The sequence below is a fragment of the Pseudomonas sp. F01002 genome (genome assembly GCF_004402115.1).
GTDB classification, from domain to species: domain Bacteria; phylum Pseudomonadota; class Gammaproteobacteria; order Pseudomonadales; family Pseudomonadaceae; genus Aquipseudomonas; species Aquipseudomonas frigoris.
In genome coordinates this window covers 286232-311426 of sequence record NZ_SOPU01000027.1, presented here as the reverse complement: position 1 = coordinate 311426, position 25195 = coordinate 286232, and the positions used below count along the sequence as shown (strand labels likewise).

Annotated in this window: 16 protein-coding genes; 14 read left to right on the top strand and 2 right to left on the bottom strand. The window is 60.7% G+C overall.

What is annotated here, in order from left to right:
• Positions 1 to 212: 212 nt before the first annotated feature.
• The 3 genes from recC to recD are packed head-to-tail and all read left to right on the top strand — an operon-like array spanning position 213 to position 9435.
• Positions 213 to 3665, top strand: a complete 3453-nt coding sequence (recC, locus tag E3W21_RS24260; RefSeq protein WP_134422117.1) for an exodeoxyribonuclease V subunit gamma — start codon at positions 213 to 215, stop codon at positions 3663 to 3665.
• The gene (gene recB / locus E3W21_RS24255; RefSeq protein WP_134422116.1) at positions 3662 to 7348 is read left to right on the top strand and encodes an exodeoxyribonuclease V subunit beta; all 3687 of its coding nucleotides are present in this window, start codon (positions 3662 to 3664) and stop codon (positions 7346 to 7348) included. Before recC ends, recB begins: the two co-directional genes overlap by 4 nt.
• Positions 7345 to 9435 (top strand): exodeoxyribonuclease V subunit alpha, encoded by a 2091-nt coding sequence (gene recD / locus E3W21_RS24250; RefSeq protein ID WP_134422115.1) that lies wholly within the window; start codon positions 7345 to 7347, stop codon positions 9433 to 9435. The genes recB and recD overlap by 4 nt, the downstream gene beginning before the upstream one ends.
• A 7-nt stretch (positions 9436 to 9442) precedes the next feature.
• Here recD and E3W21_RS24245 read toward each other — a convergent pair whose 3' ends face one another.
• On the bottom strand, positions 9443 to 10390 hold the full coding sequence (locus E3W21_RS24245) for a LysR family transcriptional regulator (protein ID WP_129438716.1): 948 nt from the start codon (positions 10388 to 10390) through the stop codon (positions 9443 to 9445).
• Positions 10391 to 10553: 163 nt separating this feature from the next.
• On the opposite strand from E3W21_RS24245, the gene E3W21_RS24240 reads away from it, so the two are divergent.
• Positions 10554 to 12080, top strand: a complete 1527-nt coding sequence (locus E3W21_RS24240) for a CoA-acylating methylmalonate-semialdehyde dehydrogenase (RefSeq protein ID WP_134422114.1) — start codon at positions 10554 to 10556, stop codon at positions 12078 to 12080.
• Positions 12081 to 12090: 10 nt separating this feature from the next.
• Positions 12091 to 12978 carry a 3-hydroxyisobutyrate dehydrogenase gene (gene mmsB, locus E3W21_RS24235; protein ID WP_129438712.1) on the top strand — a complete coding sequence of 296 codons (888 nt, stop codon included), beginning with the start codon at positions 12091 to 12093 and terminating at the stop codon, positions 12976 to 12978.
• A gap of 160 nt (positions 12979 to 13138) precedes the next feature.
• Here mmsB and E3W21_RS24230 read toward each other — a convergent pair whose 3' ends face one another.
• Positions 13139 to 13483: a cupin domain-containing protein gene (locus E3W21_RS24230; protein ID WP_007946320.1), complete on the bottom strand. Its 345-nt coding sequence runs from the start codon at positions 13481 to 13483 to the stop codon at positions 13139 to 13141.
• A 532-nt stretch (positions 13484 to 14015) separates the two neighbouring features.
• Between E3W21_RS24230 and E3W21_RS24225 the strand changes: the two genes are divergently transcribed.
• The 9 genes from E3W21_RS24225 to E3W21_RS24185 are packed head-to-tail and all read left to right on the top strand — an operon-like array spanning position 14016 to position 25160.
• Positions 14016 to 14585, top strand: coding sequence for an acyl carrier protein (locus tag E3W21_RS24225; protein ID WP_134422113.1), 570 nt, complete (start codon positions 14016 to 14018; stop codon positions 14583 to 14585).
• Positions 14586 to 14593: 8 nt separating this feature from the next.
• Positions 14594 to 15868 (top strand): beta-ketoacyl-[acyl-carrier-protein] synthase family protein, encoded by a 1275-nt coding sequence (locus E3W21_RS24220; protein WP_134422112.1) that lies wholly within the window; start codon positions 14594 to 14596, stop codon positions 15866 to 15868.
• Between the two features lies 1 nt (position 15869).
• Positions 15870 to 16928: a beta-ketoacyl synthase gene (locus tag E3W21_RS24215; protein ID WP_134422111.1), complete on the top strand. Its 1059-nt coding sequence runs from the start codon at positions 15870 to 15872 to the stop codon at positions 16926 to 16928.
• Positions 16925 to 18220, top strand: coding sequence for a beta-ketoacyl synthase (locus E3W21_RS24210; protein WP_134422110.1), 1296 nt, complete (start codon positions 16925 to 16927; stop codon positions 18218 to 18220). Before E3W21_RS24215 ends, E3W21_RS24210 begins: the two co-directional genes overlap by 4 nt.
• Positions 18217 to 19425, top strand: coding sequence for a beta-ketoacyl synthase N-terminal-like domain-containing protein (locus E3W21_RS24205; protein ID WP_134422109.1), 1209 nt, complete (start codon positions 18217 to 18219; stop codon positions 19423 to 19425). Before E3W21_RS24210 ends, E3W21_RS24205 begins: the two co-directional genes overlap by 4 nt.
• A gap of 55 nt (positions 19426 to 19480) precedes the next feature.
• Positions 19481 to 22351 (top strand): aminotransferase class III-fold pyridoxal phosphate-dependent enzyme, encoded by a 2871-nt coding sequence (locus E3W21_RS24200; RefSeq protein WP_134422108.1) that lies wholly within the window; start codon positions 19481 to 19483, stop codon positions 22349 to 22351.
• A gap of 9 nt (positions 22352 to 22360) precedes the next feature.
• Positions 22361 to 23098 (top strand): 3-oxoacyl-ACP reductase family protein, encoded by a 738-nt coding sequence (locus E3W21_RS24195; protein ID WP_134422107.1) that lies wholly within the window; start codon positions 22361 to 22363, stop codon positions 23096 to 23098.
• A complete protein-coding gene (locus E3W21_RS24190) occupies positions 23095 to 23859 on the top strand; it encodes an SDR family NAD(P)-dependent oxidoreductase (protein ID WP_134422106.1) in 765 nt (254 codons plus the stop codon). The genes E3W21_RS24195 and E3W21_RS24190 overlap by 4 nt, the downstream gene beginning before the upstream one ends.
• A 2-nt stretch (positions 23860 to 23861) precedes the next feature.
• A complete protein-coding gene (locus E3W21_RS24185; RefSeq protein ID WP_134422105.1) occupies positions 23862 to 25160 on the top strand; it encodes a DUF1302 family protein in 1299 nt (432 codons plus the stop codon).
• The last annotated feature ends 35 nt before the right edge of the window (positions 25161 to 25195 follow it).

Sequence of the window (25195 nt, the reverse complement as noted above, 5' to 3'; positions counted from 1 at the left end):
TGCATCGCCGATGGTAGTGTGGGGTTTCCCCATGTGAGAGTAGGTCATCGTCAAGATTAAATTCCGAAACCCCTATCTGCGTATGCAGGTAGGGGTTTTGTTTTGTCCGCAGGAAAGTTCGTACAGCAATCCCGGACGGCTCCCGGCTGTCACAGTCTCCCGACAATGCTAAGGTTCGGCCCTAGCTTTTGTATTTTCCCAAGGAAGCCTTTATGCCGGACGCGACGTCCCTCAGTGCTGGTTTTATGGTGGTTCACGGCAACCGCCTGGACGAGTTGCGCAGCCTGGTGGTCAGCTGGATGCGGCGTTACCCGCTGGCTCCCTTGGAAAATGAAATTGCCTTGGTTCAGAGCAACGGCATCGCCCAATGGCTGAAGCTGGCACTGGCAGAAGACCCTGAAGACGATGACATGGGCGGCTGCGGAATCGCAGCAGCCATCGACGTGCAGTTACCGGGTAGCTTCATGTGGCAGCTCTATCGCATGGTGCTTGGACGTGACGAAATCCCGGTCAAATCCCTGCTCGATAAAGCTCCCTTGACCTGGCGTCTGATGCGTCTGCTTCCGCAGTTGATCAACCAACCGCACTTCGAACCCCTGCAGCGCTTCCTTACGAATGACACAGACTTACGTAAACGCTATCAATTGGCGGAGCGACTGGCGGACCTGTTCGACCAATATCAGGTGTACAGGGCCGATTGGCTCGAAGACTGGGCAGAAGGTCGTCATCAACTACGAAATGGCAGAGGTGAAACCAAACCTCTGACCCCGGCTAACTGCTGGCAGGCAGAGTTGTGGCGTGCGCTGTTGCTGGATGTGGGTGAACAAGGCATGGCGCAAAGCAGAGCCGGCGTCCATCAACGGTTTATCGAGCGCATCAACAGTCTCGACGTGGCCCCTAGCGGATTGCCTTCACGGGTAATCGTTTTCGGGATTTCTTCACTGCCTGCTCAAGCCCTGGAAGCACTGGCGGGGCTGGCCCGGTTCAGCCAGGTTCTGCTTTGCGTGCACAACCCGTGTCGTCACCATTGGGCAGACATCGTCGCCGATAAAGATCTGTTGCGGCATCAGTACAAGCGTCAGGCTCGCAAGAGCGGAATGCCGGTTGTGCTCGACCCGCAAACCCTTCACCAGCATGCCCATCCACTACTGGCCGCGTGGGGCAAGCAGGGGCGGGACTACATCAATCTGCTCGACAGCTACGACGATCCCAACAGCTACCGCTCGGCATTCCGCGATGGCCATATCGACCTGTTCAGCGATAGCCAGCCACAGAACATGCTCAATCAATTGCAGGACGACATTCTTGAGTTGCGTCCCTTGAACGAGACTCGCGAGCGCTGGCCGGCCATCGATCCGGCGAACGACGAGTCGATCCGTTTTCACATTGCCCATAGCGCCCAGCGCGAAGTGGAGATCCTCCACGACCAGTTGCTTGCACGCTTCAGTGCTGATCCGGACTTAAGGCCTCGCGATGTGATCGTGATGGTGCCGGACATCGACAGCTACGCACCGCATATTCGAGCGGTATTTGCTCAGCTTGAACGCCACGACCCGCGTTTCATTCCCTTCACGCTCGCAGATCAAGGCCAACGTGGTCGGGACCCGTTACTGATTGCTATCGAACATCTGCTCAAACTGCCCGACAGCCGTTTCCCCGTGAGCGAGATACTCGATCTGCTGGATGTTCCTGCACTACGCGCTCGCTTCGGTGTAGAGGAACGTGATCTGCCGACCCTGCACCGTTGGATCGAAGGCGCAGGCATCCGCTGGGGCATGAATGCCGAGCAGCGCGCGGGTCTCGGTCTACCGCAGGAGCTGGAACAAAACAGTTGGCGTTTCGGTCTGCGACGGATGCTGCTCGGTTATGCCGTGGGCAGTGCCAGTGCTTGCGAGGGTATCGAACCCTACGACGAGATCGGTGGTCTGGATGCCGCGCTCATTGGGCCTTTGGTCGCGCTGCTGGACGCATTGGAGATTGCCCACCAGGAGCTCTCTCAACCCGCAGCTCCCAAACAATGGGGCTTTCGATTGCACGCACTGGTTCAGTTGTTTTTTCTGGCCAGTAACGAGCATGACGACTACGTGTTGGCCCAACTCGAAGAGCTGCGTGAAACCTGGCTTGAGACCTGCGAGTCAGTTGGCTTGCATGATGAACTGCCATTAACCGTGGTCCGTGAAGCCTGGCTCGCCGGCCTTGATCAGGGTCGCTTGTCCCAGCGTTTTCTGGCCGGTGCGGTTAACTTCTGCACCTTGATGCCCATGCGAGCGATCCCGTTCAAACTGGTCTGCCTGCTGGGCATGAATGACGGGGACTACCCGCGTGCCCAACCGCCACTGGACTTCGACCTCATGGGCAGTGACTACCGCCCTGGCGATCGCTCCCGACGTGAAGATGACCGTTATCTGCTGTTGGAAGCCCTGTTGTCGGCACATGACCAACTCTATATCAGCTGGGTCGGTCGCAGCATTCGCGATAACAGTGAACGCCCTGCATCAGTACTGATTGGCCAGTTGCGAGATCATCTGGCCAGCGGTTGGCGACTGCATGATGTCGACGAAGATCTGCTTGAGGCCATCACTCAGGAACATCCACTGCAACCGTTCAGCGCCCGCTACTTCCATGAGGGCGATGATTTGTTCAGCTACGCGAATGAATGGCAGGTGCTGCATCAAACCAGTGAGCCGTCGACTGATATCGAAGTCCTTGATCCCTACGTTCAGGAGGAGCCGCTGAGTCTCGGCCAACTGCAGGACTTCCTGCGTAATCCTGTGCGACATTTCTTCAGTCAACGACTGAAGGTGTACTTCGAAGCAGCGGAAGTGCCGCTGGCTGATGAGGAGCCATTTGTACTCGATGCGTTGCAACGTTACAGCCTCAGCGACAGCTTGCTCGAAGCGGCGCTGGGACATCTGGATAGCACCGATCAGGTACTGGAAGCACAGGCAAAACGTCTGCAAAACAGTGGACTTCTGCCCATGGCCGGATTCGGCGAATGCCTTCAGCGAGAGTTGATCGAACCGTTGCCGGATCTGTTGCAGCGTTACCAACAGCTTTTGGCGTTATGGCCAACGCCTCTCACCAACGCTCTGCCAGTGAGTCTGGAGTTGCTGGGTCTGCGCCTGGAAGGTTGGCTCAGCGGCCTGCATCAACGTGCGGACGGTGGTTTGCTATCAGTCACTACAATCCCCAACAGCATCGGCTCAATCAAGTCGCGTAAATGGCATCGGCTGACACGGCCATGGGTCAATCATCTGGTTGCCTGCGCCAGTGGTATGGCGATGACCACCGCGTTGGTGGCCAGCGACGACAGTCTGCTGCTCGGTCCGATGCAGGAGGATGCAGCCTTGCGGATTCTGGGCGACCTGTTAATGGCTTGGCAAACAGGCATGCGTCAACCACTGCCGATTGCGGTGAAGACCGGCTTCGCATGGCTTGGTCAAACTGATCCGGTCAAAGCCCAGGCCGCAGCCCGCAAGGCCTATGAAGGCGATGGCTTGACCACCGACGGCGAGCGTCGCGAAAGCCCGGCACTCGCCCGACAGTTTGCCGACTTCGACTCGCTTACCGCAGACGAAACGTTTCCGGATTGGTGCAACGCGTTGTACCGGCCGTTGCTTGAAGCGCCTTGGCGTTCATTGAACAGCGAGGAGGCGCGCGCATGACCACAAAACCTCTGGCTTTGGCATTTCCTCTGCGCGGTAGCCAACTGATCGAAGCGAGCGCCGGGACCGGCAAGACCTTCACCATTTCTGCGCTTTATCTGCGCCTGGTCCTTGGCCACGGCGCAGAGTCGCGCGGCTTCGGGCGTGAACTGTTGCCGCCGCAAATCCTCGTTGTAACATTCACCGATGCCGCGACCAAAGAATTGCGCGAACGTATCCGCACACGTCTTGCTGAAGCTGCACGGTTTTTCCGTGATGAAACACCGGCGCCCGATAGCCTTATCGCGGAACTTCGTAACGAATATCTACCCGAGCAATGGTCCGGGTGCGCGAACCGCTTGGACATCGCCGCGCAGTGGATGGACGAGGCAGCAGTTTCAACTATCCACAGTTGGTGTCAGCGCATGTTGCGCGAGCACGCGTTCGACAGTGGCAGTCTGTTTACACAGACCCTGGAAACCGATCACAGCGCTTTGCTGGGCGAAGTCCTGCGCGATTACTGGCGCCTGTTTTGCTACCCGATGCAAGGCGATGCGCTGAACTGGGTGCGCGGAAATTGGGGCGGTCCAGCGGCTTTACTGCCGCGAGTACGTGGTTTGTTCGCCAGTGAGCGAGACAGCGTTGAAGGTAAAGAGCCTGCCGAGCTGATCACTGAGTGTCTGCAAGAGCGACGGGCAGCCTTGCTCGAACTCAAGATGCCCTGGCGCCTGTGGGCGGACGAATTGCTTGCCATCTGTCACCAGGGTGTTGCGAGCAAGAGCGTCGACGGTCGCAAGATGCAGGCGCGCTATTTCGAACCCTGGTTCGAAAAGATCAGGGCCTGGGCTGAAGACGAATCCCTTGAGCAACTGGATATCGGCACCGGATTCACGCGCCTGACGCCCGATGGTATGGCTGAAGCCTGGAAGGGCGAAGTACCCAGTCATCCCGGGCTGGACGCCATGCCCGGCCTCAAGGCCAGTCTCGATGGATTGCCGACTCCTGATGCCGCCGTGCTGCAACACGCCGCCCAGTGGGTCGGTACACGGTTCGAGGAAGAAAAGCGTCGTCGTGCGGAGATGGGCTTCGATGACATGCTGCTGCGCCTCGATGCCGCGTTGCAGTCCGATGGCGGTGAGCGGCTGGCGACCCTGATTCGCGAGCAGTTTCCGGTGGCGTTGATCGACGAGTTCCAGGACACCGACCCGGTGCAGTACCGGATCTTCGAGAGCATCTATCGCATCGAAGACAACAATCCCGAATGCGGTCTGTTTCTGATCGGCGACCCCAAGCAAGCGATCTACGCGTTCCGCGGTGCCGACATCTACACCTACTTGCGCGCCCGCCAGGCCACCGCTGGCCGACTGCATACCCTGGGTACGAATTTCCGTTCCAGCCATGGCATGGTCAGTGCGGTCAACCATGTGTTCGAGCGTGCAGAGTCTCGCGAGTCCGGGCGAGGCGCGTTCCTGTTTCGTGAAAAGAACGGGGAGAACCCGGTACCGTTCCTGCCCGTCGAATCCCAAGGGCGCAAAGAAGTTCTGCACATTGATGGCCAGGTCGTGCCCGCCCTGAACATCTGGCACCTGTCCGCCGATCAGCCGCTGTCCGGCGCGGTGTACCGACAACAACTCGCCGCCGCCTGCGCCAGTGAAATCACCGCTTTGCTCAACGGCGGGCAACAAGGTCGCGCGGGTTTCATACAGGACGGCAAGGACTTCAGAGGGCTGCTGCCAGCGGATATCGCGATCCTGGTCCGCGACGGTAAAGAGGCCCAGGCTGTGCGCGGCGAACTCTCCGCACGTGGCGTTCGCAGCGTCTATCTATCGGACAAGGACTCGGTGTTTGCCGCCCAGGAGGCCCACGACCTGCTGACCTGGCTCAAGGCCTGCGCCGAGCCGGATGTCGAGCGCCCGCTGCGAGCCGCGTTGGCCTGCATCACGCTGAACCTGTCACTGGCCGAACTGGAACGGCTCAATCAGGACGAACTGGCCTGGGAAGCGCGGGTCATGCAGTTCCGCCATTATCGCGAGCTCTGGCGCAAGCAGGGCGTGTTGCCAATGCTGCGGCGATTGCTGCATGACTTCCAGCTGCCTCAGACATTGATCGCGCGCAGTGACGGCGAGCGGGTGTTGACCAATTTGCTGCACCTGTCCGAGTTGCTGCAACAGGCGGCCGCCGAACTCGATGGTGAGCAAGCGCTGATCCGTCATTTGTCCGAGCATCTGGCGTTGTCCGGTCAGGCCGGCGAAGAGCAGATCCTGCGTCTGGAGAGCGACGAGCAACTGGTCAAAGTCGTGACCATTCACAAGTCCAAGGGGCTTGAGTATCCCTTGGTGTTCCTGCCGTTCATTTGCTCGGCGAAGCCGGTGGATGGCAGTCGTCTGCCGCTGCATTACCACGACGCCACGGGCAAGGCTCAAGTGACCTTGAGGCCTACAGCCGAGTTGATTGTTCAGGCGGATGATGAGCGTCTTGCCGAGGATCTGCGCTTGCTTTACGTGGCCATGACCCGGGCACAACACGCCTGCTGGCTCGGAGTGACTGATCTCAAACGTGGCAATAACAACAGCTCGGTGCTGCACCTGTCAGCATTGGGTTATCTGCTGGGCGGCGGAGCACCATTGGCCGAGTCGGCAGGTTTGAAGCGTTGGCTGGAAGACCTGCAGCAGGATTGTGCAGCGCTGAACTACGGTGAAATGCCTGAAGCGACCGCCGAGCACTACCATCCGCCGCACAACGATGCGACGTTGCTTGCTCCGCTGATACCCAAACGCAAGGCCAGCGAAAACTGGTGGATTGCTTCCTACAGTGCCCTGCGCATTGGCGACAGCATGAGCGTGGGCACTGATGAAGCGCCGGAGAGCCCGCAGGCGCAAAAGCTCTTCGACGACGAACGCCTCGATCCGCAAGCACCACGAGACGTGGTGGCCGGTGGCGCTGATATCCATCGATTCCCTCGTGGCCCGAACCCCGGCACCTTTCTCCATGGTTTGCTCGAATGGGCCGGTGACGAAGGTTTTGCCGCCACGCCGCAAGCGGTGGAAGACGCCATTGCCCGTCGTTGCAATCGACGTGGCTGGGAGGGCTGGATAACTGCCCTGAGCGACTGGCTGCAGCATCTGCTTACGTCCCCGCTGCATATCGGCGGCGGGCAGGCCCCCGTGGTATTCGAGCAGCTCACCCAATATCGCGTCGAGATGGAGTTCTGGTTCGCCAGTCATAAGGTCGATGTGCTCAAGCTCGATCAACTGGTGCGCCAATACACCCACAACGGCGTGGCCAGGGTGGCTGCCGAGCCGGTGTTGCTCAATGGCATGTTCAAGGGCTTCATCGACCTGACATTCGAGCACGACGGCCGCTACTACGTCGCCGACTACAAATCCAACTGGCTGGGCGTCGATGACGCGGCCTATACCGAGCAGGCCATGGAGCAGTCGATTCTCGACAACCGTTACGACCTGCAATACGTGCTGTACCTGTTGGCCCTGCATCGCCAGCTCAAGGCGCGACTTGCCGATTACGATTACGATCGGCATGTCGGTGGTGCGCTGTACCTGTTCCTGCGCGGTACGCGCGCGTCCAGCCAGGGCGTGTATTTCGCCCGTCCTCCAAGAGCGTTGATCGAGCGTCTGGACCGACTGTTCCAGGGCAAGCCAGAACCCAAGGCCGAACCCGCCTGGGAACAGGGAGTTTTGCTATGAGTCGCACCTTCGCTGATTTGCTGCCCACTTCGTTGACAGCCGAAAGCCTGGCGGATCTGGCGCCGTTGAGTCGCGCCGATGACTTGCTGTTGTTGCTGACGCGCTGGGTTGAGCGCGGCTGGCTGCGAGCGCTGGACAAGGCCTTCGTCGCTTTTCTTCATGAGCTCGCTCCCGGCGATGATCCGCTGGTGCTGCTGGCCGCTGCGTTGGCCAGTCATCAACTGGGCCACGGCCATGTGTGCCTGGATGTGTTCGAGACGCTTAAGGAGCCGGACTTCGCCCTGTCGCTGCCACCGGAAGGTGATGTGCAAAGTGGCGCGATGTTGTTGCCGTCGCAATTGCTTGAGGCGCTGGACGGTGCTCATTGGTGCAAGGTGCTGGCCTCCAGCAGTCTGGTCGCATTGGCGGTCGACGGCCGGGAGGCGGCGCAGCATCGGCCATTGGTGTTATCGGGCAAACGCCTGTACTTGCGTCGTTACTGGGCTTACGAACGGCGTATCGACAACTCGCTGCGTCAACGCCTGGTGGAACACGAAACCACACCGGATGATTTGTCCCAACGCCTCACCAGCTTGTTCGGCCCAGCCAAGCCCGGCGAAGTGATTGACTGGCAGAAACTCGCCTGTGCCCTCGCAACCCGCAGCGCATTCAGCATCGTTACCGGTGGCCCGGGGACCGGCAAGACGACGACGGTCGTGCGTTTGCTGGCGTTGCTCCAGGCGCCGGCAGTGGAGGCGGGCAAGCCGTTGCGTATTCGTCTCGCGGCACCCACCGGCAAGGCTGCAGCCCGACTGACGGAGTCCATCAGTCAGCAGGTGAGAACCCTGGAAGTCGATGAAACCGTACGAGTGAAGATCCCGTCAGACGTCACCACCGTGCACCGTCTGCTCGGCAGTCGCCCCGGTACTCGACACTTCCGTCATCACGCCGGTAATCGCTTGCCGCTGGATGTGTTGGTGGTGGACGAAGCCTCGATGATCGATCTGGAAATGATGGCCAACCTGCTCGACGCGTTGCCGGCCCACGCCCGTCTGGTGCTGCTCGGTGACAAGGATCAACTGGCATCGGTGGAGGCCGGCGCCGTGCTGGGCGACCTGTGCCGCGACGCCGAGGCCGGTTGGTACAGCCCACAGACTCGCCGGTGGCTGGAAGCTGTGAGTGGTGAAAGCCTGGATGCCAGCGGTTTGCAGGAAGACACCCAAGGGACTCATCCGCTGGCGCAGCAAGTTGTGATGCTGCGTCATTCACGCCGGTTCGGCGAGGGCAGCGGCATCGGCCAACTGGCTCGTTGGGTCAACCAGCAGCAACCCGAGGAAGCCCGCAAGATGTTGGCAGCCCGAAGCCATGACGACGTGTTTTCCCTGCCGCTCAAGGGGGAACAGGACCGGGCGTTGGAACGCTTGCTGCTTGAGGGGCATGGCGATGGACCGCAGGGTTATCGCCATTACCTGAGTCTCTTGCGCAGCCTGCGGCCACCGCTCGACAGCACACTTGATGATCCCTGCTGGACCGATTGGGCTCGCCAGGTACTGCAAGCCTTCGACGCCTTCCAATTGTTGTGCGCCGTACGCAAAGGGCCGTGGGGTGTTGAAGGTTTGAATCAGCGCGTGACCGCCGCGCTGCTCAAGGCTCGGCTGATCGACAGCGACCAGCAGTGGTACGAAGGTCGACCAGTGCTGATGACCCGCAACGACTATGGTCTGGGTTTGATGAACGGCGACATCGGCATTGCCCTCAAACTGCCGGAACGTGAGGGGCCAGAGGCTGGGAAGCAGGTGTTGCGTGTGGCGTTCCCACGTAATGATGGTCAGGGCGGCGTACGGTTTGTTCTGCCAAGCCGTCTCAATGATGTCGAAACCGTATACGCGATGACGGTGCACAAATCCCAGGGCTCAGAATTTGCTCATACGGCGTTGATTTTGCCGGATGCCCTGAACCCTGTACTCACCAAGGAATTGATCTATACCGGGATTACCCGGGCCAAAAACTGGTTCACCCTGATCGAGCCTCGTTCCGGCGTATTCGAAGAGGCAGTGCGACGCAAGGTCAAGCGCTTGAGCGGGTTGATGCTGGAACTGGATGAGTGAGCACCGACTAATCCGCGAACAGCATCTCGCGACTTTCACCCATCAACAGCCCCTGATTCTGCTCAGTGACCGCGCGGATGTAATCCCACAACAGGGTGATCCGCTTGAGCTTGCGCAGGTCCTCGCGGCAGTACATCCAGAACTGTCGAGTGATGTTGATCTCTTGCGGCAACACCGGCAGCAATCGCGGATCCTGGGCCGCCAGAAAGCACGGCAGAATCGCCAGCGACCGCCCTTGCTGTGCGGCCACGAATTGCGCAATCACACTGGTGCTGCGCAGGTTGGCACTGGCGCCGGGCAACACATTCGCCAGGTACAACAGCTCCGAGCTGAACGCCAGATCGTCGACGTAACTAATGAATGAATGTTTGCCCAAGTCAGCCGGGCGGCGGATCGGTGGGTGCTTATCCAGATAATCCTGGGTCGCGTAGAGCTGTAATCGGTAATCGCAGAGTTTGCAGCAGACGTACGGACCATGCTCCGGGCGCTCCAACGCGATGACGATGTCCGCCTCGCGTTTGGACAGGCTGATGAAGTGCGGCAGCGGCAGGATGTCCACCGAGATCGCCGGGTAGGCGTCGACGAAATGGCTCAGCTGCGGGGTGATGAAAAAGCTGCCGAAGCCTTCGGTACAGCCCATGCGCACATGCCCGGATAACGCGACCCCGGACCCCGAAACCTGCTCGCAGGCCATGTGCAGCGTGCTTTCGATCGACTCGGCGTAACCAAGCAACCGCTGGCCTTCGGCGGTCAGGACAAAACCGCTGGTCCGGGATTTCTCGAACAGCAAAGTGCCCAACGCCGCTTCCAGCGAGCTGATGCGCCGCGACACAGTGGTGTAGTCGACCGCCAGGCGCTTCGCCGCGGTGCTGGCCTTGCGGGTGCGGGCGACTTCAAGGAAAAACTTGAGGTCGTCCCAGTTCAACGAGCCTAGAGACGTGATGTTTTTTTGCATGATGGACCGGCTTTTATGTGCGTTCTTATTAGAAGTTTGCACATCTATACTCCAAAAACAGTCCGACAACCAATTCGCAATACGCGCCTCATCTCAAGGCGACTTTCTCGCCTTGGCTCCCTAGATAGCTCTCTAAATAAGAACAACGTCCCGGAGACCCAACATGAACGCATCGCTCACGCCAAACGAAACCACTGTCCAAACGGTAAAGCTGTTGATCGACGGCGAGTGGGTCGAGTCCCAAACCACCGAGTGGCACGACATCGTCAACCCGGCGACCCAGCAAGTGCTGGCGAAAGTGCCGTTCGCAACCGCACAGGAAGTGGACGCCGCGATCAGCGCCGCCCATCGCGCCTTCCAGACCTGGAAGCTGACGCCAATCGGCGCGCGGATGCGCATCATGCTCAAGCTCCAGGCGTTGATTCGCGAACACTCCAAGCGCATCGCCGTGGTGCTCAGCAACGAACAAGGCAAAACCATCGCCGACGCTGAAGGCGATATCTTCCGCGGCCTGGAAGTGGTCGAGCACGCTTGCTCTATCGGCAGCCTGCAAATGGGCGAGTTCGCCGAGAACGTTGCTGGCGGCGTCGATACCTACACCCTGCGTCAACCAATCGGCGTTTGCGCCGGCATCACGCCGTTCAACTTCCCGGCCATGATTCCCCTGTGGATGTTCCCGATGGCCATCGCCTGCGGCAACACCTTCGTGCTCAAGCCGTCCGAACAGGACCCGATGTCGACCATGCTGCTGGTGGAACTGGCGATCGAGGCTGGTGTTCCGGCCGGCGTGCTCAACGTCGTTCATGGCGGTAAAGACGTAGTGGATGCGCTCTGCACCCACAAGGACATCAAGGCTGTTTCCTTCGTCGGTTCAACCGCCGTCGGCACTCATGTCTACGACCTGGCCGGCAAACACGGCAAACGCGTGCAATCGATGATGGGCGCGAAGAACCATGCCGTGGTGCTGCCGGATGCCAATCGCGTACAAGCGCTCAATGCGCTGGTGGGTGCTGGTTTCGGTGCGGCCGGGCAACGCTGTATGGCCACATCCGTGGTGGTGCTGGTGGGCGCGGCCAAGCAATGGCTGCCTGATCTGAAGGCGCTGGCACAGAAACTCAAAGTGAATGCCGGCAGTGAGCCGGGAACTGATGTGGGGCCGGTGATTTCCAAACGTGCCAAGGCGCGGATTCTCGATCTGATCGAAAGCGGCATCAAGGAAGGCGCCAAGCTTGAGCTGGATGGTCGCGACGTTACAGTTCCTGGTTTCGAAAAAGGCAACTTTGTCGGCCCGACCCTGTTCTCAGGCGTGAAACCCGAGATGCAGATCTACACCCAGGAAATCTTCGGTCCGGTGCTGGTGGTGCTGGAAGTCGATACGCTCGATGAGGCCATCGCACTGGTCAACGCCAACCCATTCGGTAACGGCACTGGCCTGTTCACCCAAAGCGGGGCAGCGGCGCGTAAATTCCAGACGGAAATCGACGTTGGCCAGGTCGGCATCAACATCCCGATTCCGGTGCCGGTCCCGTTCTTCAGCTTCACCGGTTCGCGCGGGTCCAAGCTCGGCGACCTCGGTCCGTATGGCAAGCAAGTGGTGCAGTTCTACACTCAGACCAAGACTGTCACCAGTCGCTGGTTCGATGACGACAGCGTCAACGACGGTGTGAACACCACCATCAACTTGCGTTAAGGAGCCGGACATGAAAATCGCTTTTATCGGTCTCGGCAACATGGGCGCGCCGATGGCGCGTAACCTGATCAAGGCCGGCCACGCACTGAACCTGGTCGACCTGAACAAAACCGTTCTGGCCGAGCTGGAACAACTGGGCGGCAGCATCAGCGCTTCGGCACGTGAAGCGGCTCAAGGCGCAGAACTGGTGATCACCATGCTGCCAGCTGCTGTGCATGTGCGCAGCGTGTGGCTGGGTGAAGACGGCGTGCTGGCGGGTATCGCCAAGGGCGTGCCGGCAGTCGATTGCAGCACCATCGATCCGCAGACGGCGCGTGATGTCGCCGCTGCGGCGGCCAAGCAAGGCGTGGCCATGGCGGATGCGCCAGTCTCTGGCGGGACGGGTGGTGCAGCGGCCGGGACCCTGACGTTCATGGTCGGCGCTACCCCTGAGCTGTTCGCCACCCTGCAACCAGTGCTGGCGCAGATGGGCCGCAACATCGTCCATTGCGGCGAAGTCGGCACCGGGCAAATTGCCAAGATCTGCAACAACCTGCTGCTGGCGATCTCCATGGTCGGTGTCAGCGAAGCCATGGCACTGGGTGATGCGCTCGGGATCGACACAACAGTGTTGGCCGGAATCATCAACAGTTCCACCGGCCGTTGCTGGAGTTCGGAAATGTACAACCCGTGGCCGGGTATCGTCGAAACGTCGCCGGCCTCGCGTGGCTACACTGGCGGTTTCGGTGCCGAACTGATGCTCAAGGATCTGGGACTGGCCACTGAGGCGGCACGTCAGGCGCACCAACCGGTGGTGCTCGGCGCGGTGGCCCAGCAGTTGTATCAGGCGATGAGCCAGCGTGGGGATGGTGGCAAAGACTTCTCGGCAATCATCAACAGCTATCGCAAACCGCAATAAAACCTGTGGGAGCGAGCTTGCTCGCGATGGGGGCGGCACAGTCAACACTGGTTGTGGATGTTCCACCGCCATCGCGAGCAAGCTCGCTCCCACAAGTACGGCATGTTCCTATCGACATTTACCGGGAAATCACGTCGGGTGATCTCCCGGTTTTTTTGCATCAGGCAAACACGAAATACTTACGCACGGTTTCAACCACTTCCCACGTGCCTTTCATGCCCGGCTCAATGACAAAAATGTCACCGGCGCGCAGATGGATCGGCTCCTTTCCCTCTGGGGTGATGATGCAGTACCCCTCGCGGAAATCGCAGTATTCCCACTTCACGTATTCCACATACCATTTGCCCGGCGTGCAGATCCAGGTGCCCATGATTTTGCTGCCGTCTTCGCTGGTGTAGGCGTTGAGGTTGACGGTGTGCGGGTCGCCTTCGAGTTTTTCCCATTTGCAGGCGTCGAGTACCGGCAGTGGGTGGGTATCGCGAAGAACGGTAATAGGTGCGGTCATGTGGACTCCGGGGCAGTGGACTAGAGAACTGAAGTCGCACCCTATAGCGCCCGTCCACCGGTCAGTTGTCTGTGCTCGACACTCAGTTACCCAGAAGCGCTGTGCCGGGTGGGCCCGGATTGGCGTGCGAACCCCAAGGCGCTTTATTTAACCGCTGTGCTGATATTGAACAATGGTTATGAAGTAATAACTATTTTACTTGTCCGGTTTTTATTTTTTATGCGTCTGTCCTGCGGGTCGGAAGTTAATACTTTCGGGCTTATTCACATTTAGCCCGTCACACAGTGCGCCCAACCATACCCAGCCTTTGTTAAGTAAATAAGTCGATTGGCGAGTTACTTCGCACCAGCCGAGTGCAATGCGCAGGCCCGTTCGGACGCCCGTCCCAAGTGGTTAAAAAACTTTAAAGAGTTCGTTGACTCTCCCCTTAAGGGCAGAGTTTAGATTTCCGCCGCGTGAGAAGTTGCTGTGGGAATAGTTACCTCTCGTATACGGAATTTATGAATCAATCACGACATATAGGGAGATAGAGATGAACAATCCATTGGAGTTGGAAAACGTCATCGCCAGCACCCGCGAGATCCTCGCGCAACTGTTGGTGATGAACGCCGATGATATCGATGAGAACAGCAGTATCGTCGAGGACCTCAGTGCCGATTCGCTGGACATCGTCGACCTGAGCTTTCAACTGGGTCGCCAGTATGGCTGCACCTTGCCCAAAACCAGCGTGCTGGATCACGCCATCACAGTCTGCGGCGACGCCAGCGAGTTCCTGGCCAACGGTCGCATTACCGAGAACGGCAAGGCCTTGCTTGAACAGAGCCTGAGCGCCTACTCCCTGGATCAACTCAAGTCCGGCATGCAACCGGCGCAAGTGTTTGCCGCCACCACCGTACGCAACTGGGCGCAACAGTGCCGCAATCTCTTCAACTACCTGCCGCACAGCTGCCCTGATTGCAGCGCTCATCACGCCGTGCTGAACGAACGCCGGCAAGTGGTCTGTGGCGCTTGCAGTGCGCGGCTGGTACCGGACGACGGCGACCAGGTTTCACGCCGACTGGTGGAGCAATTTGTAGCCACTCACACCAAAGAGATGGTGTAGGAGTTCTCATGCGGACACGAGAAGTCTATGTGACCGGATTCGGTCTGGTGGCTCCCATGGCGCTGGACGCCGCCACGTTGTTCGAGCGGATCTGCCAGAAGCAGTCCTGCGTCCGCGAACATCCACGATTCAAGGCATTAGGCTTCAACAACAGCGCCGCCGGGTTTATCGCAGACGACCAGTGGCAACAGATCGCCGCAGGTTTCGGCGGCAATGCCGCGCTGTATCCGCGGCAAAGCGTGCTGGCCGACTTTGTCGCCCGACAAGCCTTGCAGCATGCCGGCCTGACCCCGGCAGCCTTTGCTCACACCCGCAGCGGATTGTTCCTGGGGGCCAACAAGTACTGCACGGACAGTCTCGATCTGCATCGGGCCAGTCGCTGCATGGATGAGGCGGGGCGCGTCGATCTGGATCGACTGCTGGATAACCCGGCGACGTCGGGCGCGGTCTTCGGGCGCCGGGTCGATCAGCAGACCCTGCACCTGGCCGAGCGGCTCGGTATCCGTGACCACATTTCGACCCACTCCGATGCCTGCGCCGCCGGCACCATTGCGATCGGCAGCGCCTACCGGGCGATCGAGCGGGGCGAAATCGACCTGGCCATTTGCGGCGCCGTCGAACTGATGGCCAACGAGTTGCCGTATTACATGTTCAACAGCCTCGGCGCGCTATGCCAAGCCGACCTGCCGGCGAGCGAGCAGAGCCGACCGTTCATGCCGGACCGCTGCGGCTTCGTGATCAGCGAGGGCGCGGCCATGGTCATTCTCGAATCCGCCGAGCATGCCCTGCGTCGCAAAGCCATGCCGTTGGGGCGAGTGCTGGGTTACGCGAATGTGTGCGAGGCGCAAAAAATGACTTCCAGCAGCCGGGACGGCCGCAAATATGAGGAATGCATGGAAGCCGCAATTGAGGACGCCGGGCTGCTCAGCAGCGCCGTGCAACACGTCAACACCCACGGTACGTCCACCCAGGCCAACGACAGCTGCGAGGCCTTGGCTTTGCAGCGGGTGTTCGGCGAGTGCCAGGAACATGTGACGTTCACTGCCAACAAATCGGCCATCGGTCATTCCCTGGCCGGCAGCGGCGCGATTGAAGCGGTGCTGTCGCTGATCAGCCTGCGGGACTGCATGCTGTTGCCAACCCTGAACTACGATCACGACCGCGCCGAATACCCCTCCCTGAGATTTCTCAGCGAGCCGATACGCCAGTCGATCAACGTGGTGATGTCCAACTCGTTCGGTTTCGGCGGCGTCAACAGCTCGCTGGTTCTGGGGAGGGCATGACATGAGCATTGCCGTTTACATCCATTCGGCGGCCATATTAAACGCCGCCGGTAGCGAATGTGCCGACCTGCTCGGGACGCCACCCGCGCCACAACCATTGGCGTTCGACGCGACGCGTCAGGCTTATCCACTGGCAACCCCGCGACTGGCCAGCGATCTGTTCGACCGCAAGATCCAGCGCAGCGTCGAACCACAAGGCTTGCGCCTGTTGCATTGCGCGGCGCGCCTGGCGCCTGCGCTGGCGGCCCTGAATTTGCCGCCGGCACGGGTTGCCCTGACGGCGGCCATTCCAGAAGTCGACGCGCCGAGCCCTTGCTGGGACGCGGTGCAAGCGATCGGCGAGCAACCGCAAAAGCCTTTGGCGCAATTGTTGGCCAACACGCCGCCGCTGCATGCCCTGACGCTGCTCAACAGCAGCGTGATGGCCTACGTCGCCGAAGCGTTGCAATGTCATGGGCCGATGGGCGGGTTCTGTTCCCAGGACAACGCTGGGCTCGATGCCCTGATCGAAGCCTGTCAGCAGATTGTCGAGCAACGTGCCGACGCCGCGCTGGTGGTCAGCAGCAGTCCGAACCTGACGCCGGCCCTGTATCTGCGTGAACCCCGGCAGGCAGACGAGGCGATTTATGGCGAGGGCGCCGCCGCGCTGCTGCTCGGCTCGGCACCTTCGCCCGACACCCTGAACACCTTGCGTATCGCCGGATTTGGCCGGGGTTACAGCGCGGATCCGCGACGTGGCTCTGCGGTTGCCCAACGGGTGATCGACCAGGCACTTAGCCTGGAAAAACTGTGCCTCGGTGACGTCGAGCAGATCGTCGCCAATCCCGAGGATGCGCAATTAATGAGCCTGTTCGCTGACCACCCACGGGACGTTCGCAGCGCCCGTGGCATGACCGGCGATCTGGGCGCCAGCGCCTTGCTGACCGAGGTCGCGCTGGCCTTGCACAACACCCACAAAGCCTCGGCGACACCGGGTTACACGCTGTTTGTCAGCCTTAGCCGCGCCGGTCATTGGGGCGCCTTGCTGCTGGCCAGAGAAACCATGGAGAAGCACACATGAGTGCGACACGGATTGTGATTACCGGCATGGGCGCCGTTACCGGGTTTGGTTTCGAATGGCAGACCCTCTGGGAAAAAATGCTCGGCGCCGAACATTGTGTACGTCCATGGCAGCCCTACGGGGTAGAAGACGGCACGTTCCCGGTGCGCTACGCCGCAGCCGTGGATATGAGCCTGTTGCCCGAGGCCCTGCAGGACCATCCGGCCTGGACCGTTGCATTGGAAAAACGCAGCCGCTTTGGCTGGGTAGCCGCCACCCAGGCAGTGACCGACAGCGGACTTTCGTCTGAGCAATTACGTGAAGCCGCTGTGCTCTGCGCCTCAGGTGCACCCCAACACATGCTGGCCGACATGCTGTTGACCCAGGCACCGGATGGCCACGCTCCGGGCTGGCAACACCTGATGCCCCGTGCCGGGCAAGTGAATGCCGAGGGCTCGTTGCGTCAGAGTAATGATCGACTGGCGCGGGTCATTGCCGACGGCTTGGGCTGCGAAGGGCCTGTGATCAATATCAGTAGCGCATGCGCCGGCGCCTCCCAGGCCATCGGCAATGCCTTCCAGATGATTCGTCGCGGTGAAGTGAACGTGGCGATCGCCGGTGGCGCCGACTCGGTGCTGAACCTCGACACCATGGCTGCGCTGTACCTGCTCGGCGCAGCGTCGAGCGAACAGCGCTGGGGCGTCGATCTGTGCCGGCCGTTCGACCGTGATCGCAGCGGCCTGATTGCAGGCGAGGGCGGTGGTTTCGTGGTGCTGGAAAGCCTTGAACATGCACTGGCGCGAGGCGCGACGCCCTATGCCGAAGTGCTCGGCTTCGGTAGCAGCCTGGACGCCTACAGAGTCACCGCCCCGCAACCCGAAGGCCGGGGCGCGGCGCTGGCGATGCAAGCCGCGCTGGACGACGCTGGCCTGCGTGCGCAACAGATCGATCTGATCAACGCCCACGGCACTTCGACGCCGCTCAATGACGTCGCGGAAACCCTGGCGATCAAAAGTGTGTTCGCCGAGCACAAGCACTACCGGTCCCTGACCGTCAGCGCCAACAAGTCGCAGTTCGGGCACTTGATTGCCGCCGCCGGCGCGCCCGAATGCATGATCACTGCCCTGGCGTGCCTGAACGATCTGGTCACGCCGACGGTGAACCTGCATGACGTCGATGAGCAGTGCGACCTGGATTATTGCGCCGGGCAAGCGGTCAGCCGCCGAGTGGATTTTGCCTTGAGCAATTCCTTCGGTTTTGGTGGCCTCAACACCTCGCTGGCCCTTGGCAAATATCGGGAGCAAGGACAATGACCAGCGCTACTTTGCGTGTCGCCATCGCCGGCAGCGGCTGCGTATTACCCAGTGGCTGGGGCGTGGAGCGCTTCTGGTCGGCAGCCAGTGAGGCCCGCAGCGGCATCGCCCTGCTGCAATCGAAACTGTTTCACAGTAAACGCGTGGCGGCCTTCGGGCATATCGGCGATGAAGACCATCAACGCAGTCGCCAGGACGTGGCCCAGAACCTCCAGCGCTACTGTCCGCCGGCCGTGATCTGGGGTGTCAGCGCAGTGCGCCAGGCCCTGGCCGAAGCCGGGCTTGAACCGGGCAATGACGGCCTGCGCTACGGCCTCTATTGCTGCCAGGGCGGCTACACCCATCCGTCGTTGGCGGCCTATGGCGAGTTGCTTCACGAGTGTCGCGGTGAGTCCGGCGCCGACATGCGTCGCCTCGCTCAACGGGTGTTGCAGGAACGCGCGCTCGACCCGTTTCTGGTGCTCAAAAGCCTGAGCAACGGCTTGCTCGGGATTGTTAGCCTGGCGCTGAAACTGGAGTGTGAGTGCAACGCCTACATGCAAGGCGTGGCCGGCAACCTGGCGGCGTTACGCGAGGCATGCGCGGCGCTGCAAAGCGGTCGTATCGATGCGGCGATTGTGGTCGGTGCCGGCAGTGAGCTCGATCCGTTGGCACTGGTCGCACTGGCTGAGGCCGGCGTGATCAGCACCGACGGTTCCCAATCCTTGCGCGCATTCGATCGCCAAGGCACGGGCGGGATTGCCGGTGAAGGGGCGGCGGCGTTGATTTTGCGTCGAGCCGACGATCTGCCACAAAGGCCGCAGACCTGCCTGTCGGGACTCTTCGCCCATCCACGCCTGGGGTCGTTGAACCTGCCGGACAAGCAGGTCGATCTGCTGGTCAGCAGCGCCAGCGGCGATCCGCACAAGGACGCCGACCTGGCCCGCACGCTGGCCCGAGCCGGTGCCGCGCACATCACCAGTGGCGTGCCGGTGACCGGCATTCTCAGTGGCGCGCCGAGCCTGGTCGACCTGATCCTGGCGCGCAATGCACTGCATGCCCAGCGCGTGCCGCCGATCATCGGGTTGCAGCAACCGGTGGATCCGCACCTGCCGTTTGTGCTCGGTGAGGGACGGGACGCGATGCTGCGCGACTGCCTGATCATCAACCGCGACGACAACGGTTTCAGCGCCTGTTACCAGCTTGATCATCAGGCGGCCGACTAGCCGTTTTGAGTGCATTGAATCGCTTCTATTTTTCTACTTAAGGGCTTTGACTGTCATGGATTACCGCGATTACGTACGACCGAAATTCGTTGAATTGATGCAGGCCCTGGGCCTGGAATGCCAGTTCCATCGGGCGTTGGGCAGCAAGCTGTTTTACCGCGACAAACAAGGCGCCGAAGTTACCGTAACCGACTTTCTCGGCGGTTACGGCGCTGCGTTGTTTGGCCACAATGACCCGCAGTTCGTCGATCAACTCTGCGGCCTGTTGCGCGCTGATGTGCCGTTCAATGCGCAGATGTCCGTGCGTGGCGCGGCCGGCCTGTTGGGGCGCGAACTCAGCGAGGCGTTCAACCGTGAGCTGAACAACAGCGAACGCTACATTTCGACCTTCTCCAACAGTGGCGCCGAGTCGGTGGAAATCGCCGTCAAGCATGCCGAATACAGCCGCCAGAAAACCTTGCAGAAGCAATTCGACGAACGGGATTTCGTCTTGGCCAACTTGACAGCCAGCGACAAGGCCTATGTCGAACTGGACATCGACGACCTCGACCTGCCTGTCGGGTTGCTGCCAGACAATCTGTCATACGTGACTGTGCGCCAGGTGGTGGAAGCGGTGCGTCAACACAACTTGGCGCAGTTGCATGTCGAGCCGGTATTCGTCGCCCTGCGCGGCAGCTTCCACGGCAAACTGGTGAACACCGTCCAGCTGACTTACGGCAAACAGTACCGCCAGCCGTTCGCCCGATTTGGTCTCAACGTCGAGTTCATCGACCCGCAACAACCCCAACAACTCCAGGATTTACCGGCCCGTCACACACGGCATTGGCTAAGCCTGGAGTGGAGCGGCGAGACCTTGCAGGTGCGCCGTGAAGCCTTCAGTGCGATCACTGCGGTGTTGCTGGAGCCGATCCAGGGCGAGGGCGGCATCAACGAGTTTGCCAGCGAGTTCTATCTGGGCCTGCGTCGCCTGTGCAATGAGCAGCAATGCCCGCTGATCATCGACGAAGTGCAATCGGGTTTCGGCCGCACCGGCACTTTGCTCGGCGCCAGCCATTTCAACTTGCAGGGCGATTACTACTGCCTGTCCAAAGCGTTGGGCGGAGGCCTGATGAAAATTGCCGCGACAGTCATCCGAGCCAGCCACTACGAAAACGATTTCAGCTACATCCACAGTTCGACCTTCGCCGAAGACGATGCGTCGTGCCATATCGCCCTGTCGGCATTGCGCCGCTTGTTTGCGAACGACAGCGCGATGCTCAAGGACGTGAACAAGAAAGGCGAATACCTCAAGTCGTCGTTGCTCGAACTCAAAGCCGCGTACCCGGACGTGATCGCCGATGTGCGGGGTCGCGGGTTGCTGCTGGGGTTCGAACTGCACGACCTGACCGGCACCAGTTCGCTGGTCCAGGCGTCGGCGCAGTACAACGATGCGCTGGGTTACATCATCGCCGGCTACCTGCTGCAATTCGAGTCGCTGCGGGTCGCGCCGTCGGGCAGCAACGCCAACGTGATTCGCCTGGAGCCGCCGGTGTGCATCACCTTCGAGGAAATCGACGGCTTGATCGGTTCGTTGCAAAAGGTCTGCGACATGCTGCGTCGCCGCGATGCCTTCCCTCTGGCGGCGGGTGTGTGCGCCGACAGCATCCCCGAAGTGCCGGCCCGCGAGGTGAGCTTCAAGGAGCCTGAAAACCTCCCAAAGCCTGACGAGAACGTTCGCGTAGTGGCGCGTGTGGCGTTCATCAATCACCTGATCGATTCGGACATGCTCAGTGATGTCGACCCGTCGCTGTCCACCCTCAGCGCCGAACAGAAACGCGAATTCATCAAGCGCATGGCCCCGGAGCGGCGTGCCGCGCCGATCGGCCCGGTGGTGATTCGCTCGAAACTCGGCACCGCCGTGGAGTTCACCTTGTATCCGTTGTGCATGGACTCCAATGCCATGGCCGCGTACATCGCCAGTGGCGACCTGGACACCATCCGCGACGAAGTCGGCAATCGCATCCGTGACGCCCGGGCCGATGGCTACAGCGTGGCCGGTCTGGGCATGTACACCTCGATCGTCACCAACAACTGTCAGGCGCTGAAAATCCCCGACATGGCGCTGACTTCCGGCAACGCGCTGACCATCGGCATGGGCCTGGAAGCGATCGAGCAAGGCTGCAAGCAGCAAGGCCTGGAACTGAGCGAACAGACGGCGGCGGTGGTCGGCGCGGCCGGCAACATTGCCTCGACGTACGCCTCGTTGCTGTCCACCAGTGTCGAACACCTGATCCTCATCGGTAGCGGTCGCGATGGTTCCCTGCGGCGTCTGGAGAAGACCGCCCAGCTGATTTACGCCGAGGCCGCCCGCGCGATTCTCAAGGGTGTCGCCGAGCACGACCGCCTCGCCAGCCGCTTGCAGAAACTCGACGGCATCGACGCTGTGTTGCAGGCCCACGGTGCCGGCGTCGACCTTGGTCAGCGGGTGGCGCGGCTGGTCGAAGAACGCCTAGGGGCGAATGCATTCATCACTGTCAGCAATGACCTCGATGTGCTGAAACAGGCGCGCATCGTGCTCTGTGCGGCGAACGCTCCACAGCCGTTTCTCGGCGCCGACGACTTCGCTGAAAACAGTGTGATCTGCGACATCGCGGTGCCGCTGAACGTTGATCAGAACCTCTCCAGCCAACGTCCCGACGTGCTGTACATGCACGGCGGGATTGTTCAGACCCCGCTGGGCGATGGCCTGATCCGCAACGTGCGCGCCTACCTTAAGGAAGGCCAGTTGTACGCCTGCATGGCGGAGTCGGTGTTGATGGGCTTGTCCGGGATGAAACAGCACTACTCCTACGGCGATATCAGCCGCGAGCAGGTGCAGCAGATTCGTGCCCTGGCCGCGACACACGGTTTCAGCCTCGCCCAATTCAAAACAGACAACTCACTCTAAGGAACGGTCATGCCGAATAAAGTAGCAGTGGTGACCGGCGGCAGTCGTGGCATCGGCCGGGCGATTGTCCTGGCCCTGGCCGGCGCGGGCTACCAGATCGCATTCAGTTATGTACGCGACGAAGTGGCCGCCATGTCCTTGCGTGACGAGGTCCAGGCGTTGGGCCTCGAGTGTCTGGCGCTGCAATGCGATGTCAGCAGCGGCGACAGCATCAAGGGCTTTTTCGAACGGATCGACCAGCATTTCGAGCGTGTCGATCTGCTGGTCAACAACGCCGGCATCACCCGTGACGGGTTGCTGGCGACGATGCCGAGCCGCGACATCATCGAAGTGATCCAGACCAACCTGATCGGCACCTTGCTCTGCTGCCAGCAGGTGGTGCTGGGCATGATGCGCCAGCGCAGCGGGTGCATCGTCAACATCAGTTCAGTGGCCGCGCAGAAACCCGGCAAGGGACAAAGCAACTATGCCGCGGCCAAGGGCGGTGTCGAAGCGCTGACCCGCGCCCTGGCGGTGGAACTGGCGCCGCGCAACATTCGGGTGAATGCGGTGGCCCCGGGCATCGTCAACACCGAAATGAGCACGGCGCTGATCGGCAGTCAGGAGCAGGAAATCCAGTCGCGATTGCTGATCAAGCGTTACGCCGAACCCCATGAAATTGCCGAAGCGGTGCTGTACATCGCCGATCGCGGTTTGTACCTGACGGGTGAGGTCCTGCCGGTCAACGGCGGGTTGAAAATGCCATGAGCCGGACAATTCTGATTACCGGTGCCGCCAAGGGCATCGGCCGGGCGGTGGCGGAGAGTTTTGCCGCCGACGCCGGGCACCGCTTGATCCTGCTGGACCTGGATTTGCCGGAACTGCAACGCTGGGTTGACGAGCAACACGGTCAGATCAAGGCCCGGGTAGAAACCCATGCCGCGAACATTGCCGACCTGGCGGGCATGGAGGCTTTCTTCAAATTGCTCGCCAAACAAGTGGATTACGTCGATGTGCTGGTCAACAGCGCCGGCATCTGCAACGAGAATGAACCGGAAGATTTGCACAACTGGCACAAGGTGATTTCGGTCAACCTCAACGGTACGTTCTACGCCACTTCGTTGTGCCTGCCGTTGATGCCGGATCGCGGGCGGATCATCAACATGTCGTCGATCCTCGGCCGTGCCGGCAAGGTCCGCAACACCGCGTACTGCGCTTCCAAGCACGGCATCATCGGCATGACCAAGGCCCTGGCGATGGACCTGGCACCACGGCTGATTACGGTGAATGCGATTCTCCCCGCGTGGATCGATACGCCCATGCTGCAAGGTGAATTGGCGGCGCAAGCGGCCATTGCCGGGCTGACCCAGGAACAGATCCTGCGCAACGCCAAGAAGAAACTGCCGATGCGTCGTTTCATTCAAAGCGAAGAAGTCGCGGCGATGGTGCGTTACCTGGCCAGCCCCGAAGCGGGCGGGGTGACAGCCCAGAGCCTGGTGATCGACGGCGGTGTCGGGTTGGGAATGTAGCCATGCCGGGATCTTCTTTTAGCCGCACCGCGTGGGCGGTGTTGGCGTGCATGGCCGCGCAACCGGCGCTGGCTGAATTGACAGTGGACGACTTCAAGCCGGATTACGCCGACGCCGAAGTCGGCGTGGCCACCGCGCTGCGCTTGCACGGTGATGACCAGGTCACCCAGAAGGCCATGTATTTCAAGGCCAACCTGGAAGACAACTGGGACGGTGGTTACTACAAGGCCAAAGGCCGGGTGCGTTACGACGCCCGCTACGACGGCAACAATCCGTACAGCGAGCGGGCGCGGGACAAATACCGCTTCGACGCCGACTGGCGGCATTTGTACTGGGGCCAGTCGGTGGGCGACGGCGAAGTGACTGTCGGCTGGCAGCAAGTGGTCTGGGGCCGTGCCGATGAGTTGCGGGTGCTCGATCAGGTCAACCCGGTGGACTATCGCGATGGCCTGACTCCGCTACTGGAAGACAGCCGGATCGCGGTGCCCATGGTGCGATTCGCGCAACCGGTGGGCGAGTGGGAGCTGGAGGCGCTGTGGGTCACCGATTTTGTCAAAAACCAGCCGCCGGTGGCGGGCAGCGAGTTCGACGCGCCGCTGTTTGCCGTGCCGGATCCGCAGTACTTTTTGCTCGACTCCAAGCCCGGCTACGACGGTGACAAGGGCTTCTCGTATGGCCTGAGCGCCAACGGCCGGATCGGCTCGGTGGACACCAGTTTCGTCGCACTGAACGCCCGCCAGAAAGACCCGGTGTACGCCGTCGAAGGCCTGGCCGATGACGGCCGCACGCGGTTGGAACGCCAGTTTCCCCGTTACACCATGGGCGGCGCGGGGCTGGCGATCGATGCCGGTCACAGCATCGTGGTGCGCAGCGAAATTGCCTGGTTCGACAACTGGCGGGTGACCAATCCGACCCGTGCCTACGGCGCCGACAGCACCTCGATGGTCAAGTCGTTGCTGGGCGTCGATTACCTGCTGCGCGACTGGCTGATTTCCCTGCAATGGCAGGAGCAGCAACTGCTCGACTGGCAGGACGGCATGCTGCAGGACAAGCGCGAACACTTGTTCACCCTGTCCGCCGAGGGCACCCATTGGCAGGACAGACTCAAGAGCCGGCTGGTAGTCGCCGCCTCGCCACCGTTTAACGACGATGCGCTGTTGCAAGGCATCTTCACTTACAAACCGGTGGACTGGATCAAGCTCGGGCTGGAAGTGGATGTGTTCTTCGGTAAGCCCGACAAACCCTTCGGCGAGTACGACAACCGCGATCAAGTGCGGTTGTCCGCCGGTTACCTGTTTTAACCCCATGACGCCTGCGTGCTCCTGGCGCATTGGCT